Origin of the sequence: Pseudomonas sp. 18173 (assembly GCF_050432945.1) — a bacterium.
Lineage (GTDB): Bacteria > Pseudomonadota > Gammaproteobacteria > Pseudomonadales > Pseudomonadaceae > Aquipseudomonas.
This window is the reverse complement of the sequence record NZ_JBKFTN010000020.1, coordinates 126,650-134,568: the sequence shown is the minus strand read 5'-3', so window position 1 is coordinate 134,568 and position 7,919 is coordinate 126,650. Positions and strand designations below refer to the sequence as shown.

Sequence of the window (7,919 nt, the reverse complement as noted above, 5' to 3'; positions counted from 1 at the left end):
TTCCACCCCACGAATGCTACGTCGAAGTCTTTGCCGGCGGCGCCGCGCTGTACTTCATGCGGCCCCAGGCGGCCCCCGTCGAAGTGCTCAATGACATCAACGGCGACTTGGTGACGCTGTACCGCGTGGTGCAGAACCACCTCGAAGAGTTCGTGCGCCAATTCAAATGGGCGCTCAGTTCGCGCCAAGTGTTCGAGTGGCAGAAGATGACCCGCCCTGAAACCCTCACCGACATCCAGCGCGCCGCCCGATTCTTTTATCTGCAACACCATGCCTTTGCCGGCAAGGTCTCCGGGCAGACCTTCGGTACCGCGACCACCACCCCGTCGATCAACCTGCTGCGGATCGAAGAAAACCTCTCGGCCGCCTGGCAACGTCTGTCCGGTACCTACGTTGAAAACCTGCCTTGGCTTGAATGTGCCGAACGCTATGACCGTGCCCATACCTTCCACTACATGGATCCGCCGTACTGGCAGACCGCAGGCTATGGGGTGGATTTTCCATTTGAGAATTATGAGCGGATGGCTGACTTCATGCGCCGTTGCAAGGGTAGGGTAATGGTCAGCATCAACGACCACCCAGACATCCGCCGGGTGTTCGAGGGCTTTCATTTTGAGACGGTGGATATCCGCTATACCTCGACTAACCAACGCGAGGCTAAGGCCGAGATCAGCGGTGAACTGGTCATCATGAACTGGGAACCAGCAGCACTTGGAGGGCTGTTTTAAGGAGACTGATTTCAACCCATATTAGTCAGTGACACGGCTCATGATGCAATTCGCTTCAAACTATAAAAGCCTCGCTTCTGCGGGGCTTTTATATAACATGATCTGCGCTACTTGCAGTCGGTGGGCACTTCATCGCTTTTCACTACCAACCCCCTATTGCCGACCAGTATGGGTCGCTAGCGCTCAGTTCCCGCCCAAGGGTGAGGTCTTAACGTCGGCTACACGCACGTTTTTTACGTGGGGCGGGGGGCTTTTAGCGATAAGGCTATAGTGTCTGATTGTTGATGCTGTCGATAACCTCGCAATGGTTTGCAAGCTTTAGCATAAATGTTTGTATGCTGGTTTGAGCGCTAACGCTATTGTATCTGCCTTGTGTGGGGGCTTCTTTGGGTGCAGCTATTAACGCAGTGGCAGTGTATAACCCCTTCATCATCAAGCGTTTGCACATAACATCATAACGATCTATATATGATATTCCCTTGGCGCGAGGATAGGTTGCATCGTCGCGCGGGGCATAAGATATATTTCTAGCGGATTCATCCAGCAAAAAACCAGTCATGACGGGGAAGAAAGACATGTTTATGTTAGGCGTGGCACGACTCGCCTCGCTATCCTCTACTACAATGATGTAGCCAGTAAATATATTGGCATCATCACCAAATGCTGATTCTTCTATGGCTGTGCGAAGATCTAAGCTGCTACCTAAAACCTCTTCAGTGCGGTTGTTGAAGTTATTCCCTATAGATCCGACTTGAGATTTAAACTCAACGGCAGCAATAAGCTTTCCATTATCTATTACCACTACATCCCAGCACTTATGTGGTCTGAAGAATCCAGGTAGCTGCGATGTATTTTTTCCAGTGTAAGCCTTTGCGTTTGTTAGACCGCTATCTCGAACTGTTTTCTCAATGATGTGAACGAAAGCGTCCAATGTTTTTCCAGCCAAGACACCTAGGCCTCCGTCTCGCGTGGTCCAGAACTTTCCCACGGCATCTTTGACTCGTTCGTCCAACCAATTGAAGTCCATGCTCATTCCTTTAGTAAGTAGTTTGCGTCAGGTGTCCGCAAATCTTATCCGCCAATAGATCGGATTTCTTCAGCGGTCATGCGATAGATCTTGAAAGTTGCAGCGTTGCATGCCTTCAAGTCTAGGCTTTCTGCAGCTTCGATGAGTTCTGTTCTGAGGGCTGTGGGAATGCTATCCCATAACGGAAGTCTTATTCGACGTAGATACTGCGCTTGAAATCTAAGGAAACCGCCTCTCATCTTTGTAGAGTACGTCGCAACGAATAGCCTTGATACTGCGGACATCAGAACTGCTTGCAGTGCTCGCAAGTTCCAAGAGTCCGACGTCACAACATACAAATTATGGTGTGGATACAGATTCCCTGCTTCATAAACCACGTGTGCTTCGCCTTTGATGTCTGGAATAAGAAGCTTTTGTTTGCCAGCAAGAGAAGGCGTGATTCTGTCAATGGTTTTGTACCAACTGCCAGGTGTTTTTTTTGCACAGTGACGTCCGGCGATAATTTCCCGTCGTGCCTCCAGATACTTTCTAAGTCGTGGGTATTTGTCTAGCTCTACAAGCCCACCCTCATCTTTGAAGGGGTTGATCACTCCAAGTCCTTTCCATATTACTTCACCTGAAGCTATATCTTTTGTAGTCGCAAGTGGAAGCTTTCTGTCGGGCTCTACATCTAGGGAGTCGAAATCACCTATGAAGGCTTTGTCCGCACCGGTAGCTACGCCGATGCCTACTTTACAGCCTGATTCCTCTAAGCAGGGAAATTCATTTTCTAGCCTGCGTATCAACGCCATTTGGTCAGAGGACTCTAATAGCCAAGGATCTGTGCCGTTCGTGACTTTAGCTAACTCTCGAACTACGCCTGTTTGGTCTGGCGGCTCTTTCGATAAAAGTTTGACGGATAAATCAGCTAGGTTGGTTTTATCTATAGTTGGTCGATGCGCAACCATTGTTTTTCCTGCTTTCTCCCTACATATGATTGTCACTGCAGGATAGGCTACGACATCGGCATGAAAAGCGGGGACATCGGTCATGTCTACATAGATCTGCAAGTGAAAGCCATCAGCGACCAATTGCCGTAACGGCCCGCCATATCGGTTTTTCATCCAGCGATCCGCGCATATGAAACCTAAATGGCCACCCTTTGACAGCAGGGAAAGAGAGCGCTCAATGAAAGGTACATATAGGTCAGCTCGGTCATATAAAGTCTGATACCGACGGCGATACTCTGCGAGCAGCGCAGCTGGTATCAACTCTTGCCTTACGTACGGGGGGTTGCCTATGACGTAGTCAAAAGCGCCATCGAATGATCGAAGCAGAAAATCATCCTGAATTAACCATCCGTCGGCTAGTTTCTTAGCAGACTCAGGCGACAAACCATTCTGTACAAGTAGCTTTGTTACTGCCGAGTACGTTCTGTTGAACGTATCGCGGTGAAGTTCGACGGCACGAACTGCGTTCACCAGCGCCTCAACTTCAGGTTCGCTCCCTCCGTCTGCCCGCCAAGCGGCGAGCAAGCGCTCAATAGCAGGTAATAGAAAGTCCCCAGCGCCGAATGATGGCTCCAGAAGCCTTTGCTTGTGCAGTGGCCGATCGCTGGTGTATCCAGTGAGGTCTAAAATGAAATTGACGACCTCGATGCGAGTAAAAATCGCCCCTAGTGCTTCAATGCCACCGCCCGATGCCAACGCTTCTGTCGCAGTGGCGATAGGGCACTCCACAAAAGGGATCGGGGCCTGAAACAAAATCGGCTGCGGGTGCATCGTCTACCTCGTTGGTTGCGGTATATGCCGAAGAAAGAGTGCTATCACGGATCCTATCGCCCTGATCATCTGCGACGTGCCGGCGTGCTCTGACGTCTGGCTTGTTGCTATTGAAGGCCACAAAGAGATGGCCCACAAACGTTCTAGGATACATGAATCCTTTCTCAGAGCGTCACGCGATAATCGAGGCTTGTGGCAGGTATACGCTTTGCGCCTCTCGTTGTAACAGGGAGAGGTAGAGCAGTGATACGGCAGGCTATGGCGTTCATGTCCATCCCACTTCCGTTAGCGATCATCGTCGACGCTGATACAGCTGAACTGCCTAGTCTTACTCTATTGATCTCCTTGAGAGCTCCTTGTGAGCCAATCGTGGCCGCCTGGAGGCTGGCCAGCGCGCCTGATCAGAGAGGGCCCACATCGCTCCTCTATCTGAGGGCGATTTTAGAGATTGCCACGATGCCTCTCCAAGGGAAATGCACAGTGCCATCATCGTTCGGTCAATCCTAACGATGGATGAAAGAATTACGCGCGTGCTCTAGTCATTGGCACATCCCGTAGGCTTACATCTCGGAAAACAGCCTGCGGTAAAAAATTGGCCGAGAGCTGACGTTTCAAGATATATGAGGCAGAGAGGCCGCTAGAAAAAAGGGGCCACTCAAATGTTAGCGAGTAAAAAATCCACATGACTACACCTGCAGCTCCGTATCCCATCGAGAAACACAAACACCTCTACGCCAAGTGGTGCGCCGCCGCCGCGTATGGCCGCGGCCTGGCCGGCGGGGGTAACTCCTTGGCTTTCGAGCTGATAGAGGCAAGCGGCCTAGGCCAGGTAACAGGGCCAGAGCACATCGGCCAGAACGTAGATAAATGGCAGATGAGCTTTATGAAGAAGATCGAGGCCGAGGCTGCGCGCTTGGGCGTGACCGATTTCTCCTTCGGCCGTGCCCAGAAGCTAGTCAACATCTACTTGAAAACGGTGCTGGTCTGCGGCGGCCACCACCAACACCCGAGCGTTGCCTTGCTCCATCCTCCGCTGGACTTCGAACTGTTCAAAGGGTTACGCAGTTTCCTGTCGAAGAACCGCGCCGCGATGGGTAAGGTGCGTTCAGCATTCATCGCGGCGCAAAAGCGTAATCCGCGATGGACTAAGTTCTCTGAGGCTGACTACCTGGCGCACATAGATGCCATCAAGTTGCTGATGGCCGGCAAGCCGCTCTACCAGGTCGAGGAACATTGGGAGCTCTGAGCAGGTCAGAGGCTGGGGTGAGTTATAGCCAACTTGAAGCACTCCCGAGAGGCAGCTATGGGTCGATTCTGTTGAAAAAGTCGGTTCTTCCAGACTGCCCGCATACTGACCGCAGAAAACGCCTGTTTTGCGTGCAGCTACGCGAAATCTGAGCCCGAAATCCACTGCTCAATGTAAAGATTTCAATCTCAAGCGCGTACTTTTCTGCCGAGTAAACCATGGCCGATTTTTTCAACAGAATCGGTCGTCGACTGCCCTTCATGACAGGCAGCTATCGCCAATAGCGGACGTTTCCACGTACTGCGCCCGACGAAAAGAGGACACTCAGAAATATCGATTATCGACGGATGGAAGGCAACGTCTAGGGTGGCCTAGCAATTTTCAAAATGGCGGCGCATAGTCTGGATTTTGGTGATGTCTATTGGCTATCTCGCCGCCACCTTGTTAATCCGTCCATGGAGGGAACATGTCGATACTCAATGATGTATTGCTCTGGTCTGAAAAGGATCTATCGCTGTGGCTACGAGACGCAGCGCGTCGACTCTTGCTAAATGAGCAATTAGATCCACAGGACTTTAGGGACCTGTATACATTGCTGAAGCATGATAAAGGTATTGAAGTCCCTGAAGGGCTAAAAGCGGTGCCCCTGAGCGCTGACCATATTCCCGCAGGCGGCGAAGCCGCAATCAGCGTTACGCTTCAGTCGATGAGCGATTTGCAGAACGTCAATAGAATCATGCCAGGGCAAACGCTCCCATTCGCGGAGAAGGGAGTCACGGTGATTTATGGGGGCAATGGTGCAGGAAAGTCAGGCTATGCGCGAGTTCTGAAGCATGCTTGTCGAGCACGGGATAGGGGAGGGGAGATTCTTGGCGATGTGACTAGGGCTGGAGGACAAGGGGGAAAGCCTAAGGCGACGTTTACAGCGTCCCTGAATGGAGACGTTAGGAGTTTCCACTGGACCAGCGGTTCAGTAGCCCCTCCCGAACTGTCCTATGTCAGCGTCTTTGACACATCCTGCGCTAGTGCCTATCTCCTCGAAGGCGATGCGGCTTATCTACCTCGCGGCTTAGATGTGGTTGAAGCGCTCGCGAGCAAAGTTGTACCGGAAGTGCTAGCGCTCTTGAACGAAGAACTGAAGGGCGTCGACGTGTCACTTGATATCCTTTCAGGCTTCGATAAAAAGACTGCCGTTGGCAAACTTTTTGAGGGCTTTGGCGAGAAAACTAACCGGGAAGAAATATCTCGATTGGGAACACTGTCGCCGGAGGAATATGAGCGGGTCAGTGCACTAGAGCTAGCGATTGCAGAGCCAGATCCGATACTCAAGTTTCAAAACCTGAAGACTTCTGCAGCCCATATTAAAAGCTTGGCGAAAACAATTAAGGAAAAAGAGAAGTACACTACTCAAAAAGCCCTGGAAAAATTACAGCGTTTCGTCAAGGAGTCAGCCGATGCCAAGGCGGGAGTTGAAGCGGCTGCACTACTGCTTAGGGCTGAGGATGAGCTGTTGCCCGGTACGGGGGAGGCCGTTTGGAAAGAGTTATTCCTAGCTGCGAAAAAATATTCGAGTGAGGTTGCTTATGCTGGACATGACTTCCCACACGAAGGTGAGGGAGCTTCATGTGTGCTCTGCCAACAACCGATTGAGCCTGTAATCGGCAGGATGCAACGCTTCAATAACTTTATAAGTGAAAATGCCACCAAGGTAGCATCTGAAAAAAAATCTGCATTAGAAAAAATTTTAGATCAGATAGATCGTTCGAGTTTGGACTTCGGATTCAACAAAGCATTGGCGGTTGAGTTAGAAGGGTCACCAGCGAATCTGGTTGAAGATTTGGAGCACTATCAGAAACAGCTAGATGCATACAAAGTATGGATGCTTGACGCAGCAGTCTCGTTAGATTGGGAAGGAGCTCCAAAGCTGGCTGAGAGTCCGGTGGCTGAATTGAGAAAATTCGCTGCTATCAAAATTTGGAAGGCCAGAGTATATAAAAGGGCTTCAGACCCAGAGAAATTGAAGAAGCTGTCTGAAGAACTCGTCGAGCTTAAAGCCAGGCAGACGCTTGAACCGCTAACGGAAGCGATCTTGGCGCTGCACGATAGGATAATTTATCGAGCTAAGCTCGAATCCTGTAAGGCGGATTTGAACCCTAGAGTTTTGTCCGCGAAATCTAAGGACATTGCAGGGAAAATCATCACCGACTCTTTACGGAAGGCGCTTGATGAAGAGTTTACAAAACTCGGCATCGGACACATAAAAACGAAACTAAAGGAACGAGTCGATCGTGGGACTGTAAAATTTACTCTGCTGTTAGATCTTCCAGCGGCTAGGAAAATTGAGCATGTACTGAGTGAAGGTGAACAGCGTGCTGTCTCACTAGGCGCATTCTTAGCTGAGCTTAAACTATCGGAACACCGAGGGGGGATCATATTTGACGACCCTGTTTCCTCGCTAGATCATGTAAGGCGACGCCTCGTTGCAAAACGTCTCGTTGAGGAGTCAGCTAGCCGCCAAGTTATAGTGTTGACCCATGACATCTCCTTTCTAAGCGAACTTATCGATACCCTTAACGAGGAAAAACAAATCCCCCACATTGTCCATCACCTAGAATGGGTTGGCGATGCAGCTGGAGTTGTCAAGCAAGGGTTGCCTTGGGATAAAACTGGTTATAAAGAAAGGGTGAGGCAGCTGGAGGCCCGAGCGAAAAAAATGGAGCCTTGGCCTATGTATCCTGGTGAGGCTTTAGTTAGAGATGTTCGGCTTATATACAGCGATATTCGCGCCACAGTCGAGAGAGTTGTCGAAGATGTGGTGTTAAATGGTATCGTAACGCGGTTTAGTGATATGGTTGGAGTGGGGAACCTCCATAAAATTACGGGTTTACGAAAGCAGGACGCTGATGAAATTGTTGCGCTCTGGAAGAAAGGTCATCGAATCACCGAGGCGCATTTCCAAGCCGCTAATAAGGAAATACCTGTAGCTAATTTGGAGGAGATCAAAAATGATATCGAGTCTATCCAAAGGTTAGCCGATAACGTCAATAAGTTTCGCGCTAAGCCAGCTGAAGCGTAACAGTATCGAGCCCGGGTACGCCGGGCCTTCCCCCCCCATCGACCGTGAATCACAAATCTGCCTAAATCATCAATTGAGATGG

At 50.3% G+C, this 7,919-nt stretch carries 5 protein-coding genes; 3 read left to right on the top strand and 2 right to left on the bottom strand.

Going from position 1 to position 7,919, the window contains the following annotated elements:
- Positions 1 to 728, top strand: a 728-nt coding sequence (locus ACLD1X_RS21720) for a DNA adenine methylase (protein ID WP_429371138.1), incomplete at its 5' end; no start/stop codon positions are given.
- A 265-nt stretch (positions 729 to 993) separates the two neighbouring features.
- On the opposite strand, the gene ACLD1X_RS21715 is transcribed toward ACLD1X_RS21720, so the two are convergent.
- Together ACLD1X_RS21715 and ACLD1X_RS21710 are read right to left on the bottom strand one after the other, a co-directional pair.
- Complete coding sequence (locus tag ACLD1X_RS21715; protein WP_429371136.1) at positions 994 to 1,755, bottom strand: PaeR7I family type II restriction endonuclease; 762 nt, start codon at positions 1,753 to 1,755, stop codon at positions 994 to 996.
- Between the two features lie 44 nt (positions 1,756 to 1,799).
- Positions 1,800 to 3,515: an Eco57I restriction-modification methylase domain-containing protein gene (locus ACLD1X_RS21710; protein ID WP_429371134.1), complete on the bottom strand. Its 1,716-nt coding sequence runs from the start codon at positions 3,513 to 3,515 to the stop codon at positions 1,800 to 1,802.
- 682 nt (positions 3,516 to 4,197) lie between these two features.
- Between ACLD1X_RS21710 and ACLD1X_RS21705 the strand changes: the two genes are divergently transcribed.
- Positions 4,198 to 4,761, top strand: coding sequence for a hypothetical protein (locus ACLD1X_RS21705; RefSeq protein ID WP_429371132.1), 564 nt, complete (start codon positions 4,198 to 4,200; stop codon positions 4,759 to 4,761).
- Between the two features lie 466 nt (positions 4,762 to 5,227).
- Complete coding sequence (locus ACLD1X_RS21700) at positions 5,228 to 7,837, top strand: AAA family ATPase (protein ID WP_429371130.1); 2,610 nt, start codon at positions 5,228 to 5,230, stop codon at positions 7,835 to 7,837.
- The last annotated feature ends 82 nt before the right edge of the window (positions 7,838 to 7,919 follow it).